The 842-nt window shown below is 60.8% G+C and carries 1 protein-coding gene; it reads right to left on the bottom strand.

All coding sequences use genetic code 11. The features are described from left to right. A partial coding sequence (locus tag PMN64_RS42915) for an isocitrate lyase/phosphoenolpyruvate mutase family protein (RefSeq protein WP_411785129.1) occupies nucleotides 1–695 on the bottom strand: 695 nt, incomplete at its 3' end. Between the last annotated feature and the right edge of the window lie 147 nt (nucleotides 696–842).

The following is an 842-nucleotide window of genomic DNA, read 5'->3' as shown; positions in this document are numbered from 1 at the left end:
AGGATACGATGGCAGACCTGTCGCATCGCTGCTATTGCAGCTCGCATAGCATGGTTGGCCCAGATCACTGTGGAGACACGGGCCTTACGATACGCCGAGACCGGTGTTCGATGGTATGTCGTTGGAACGATCACGACGGGCAACCTGTTCTGCCAGGCGCGCACGAACGCAAAGATCTCGTCCGCGGTGCTCTTACGCGAATGAATGAGGATCGCGTCGGCACCTGCGTCTGCGTAAGCATGAGCGCGCGAAATCGCGTCATCCATTCCATGGCCGGCGATCAAAGCCTCGATCCGGGCCACGAGGACCAAGTCTTCTGCGACTGTGTCCTTTACTGCCCGCAGACGGCCAGCGAATTCGTCGGTATCGGCGAGGGGATGTCGCTCGCCAACAAGCGAGTTCATCTTCGGAAAGCAGCTGTCCTCCAGTGCGACGCCTGCGGCACCACGTTGGCGGAGTTTGCGTGCCAGCAGACGAGCATTGTTGAAATTCCCAAAGCCGCCATCGCCGTCAACAAGCACCGGAAGCTGGGTCGCGTCCACGATCCGCTCGACTGCGTCGACGAGTTGACTCCACGACGCTTCGTTGGCATCGCGGTAGCCCAGAGAGCTGGCAATTGACAGGCCCGACGCCCAGAGACCTTTGAAGCCAGCGCGCTCGGCGATCGCGGCGGAGAGGCCGTCATGCGCTTCCATCAGGAAAGAGACCTCGCTGCTGGAGCAGACCTGTGCGTGCAGCGTTCCAGAAAGTGAGGAATCAGCGCGTGGAACGGCATCGTTGGCGAGAGCAGAGCGTGGTTGGTCTTGCATGTCGAGTCCCTGGTCGTGCGTTTGACCGGCCGA

It is taken from the genome of Bradyrhizobium sp. UFLA01-814 (genome assembly GCF_046718885.1).
Classification (GTDB): Bacteria; Pseudomonadota; Alphaproteobacteria; order Rhizobiales; family Xanthobacteraceae; genus Bradyrhizobium; species Bradyrhizobium elkanii.
Note: the sequence above shows the minus strand (reverse complement) of the source record. Positions and strands in the feature narration are given on the sequence as shown.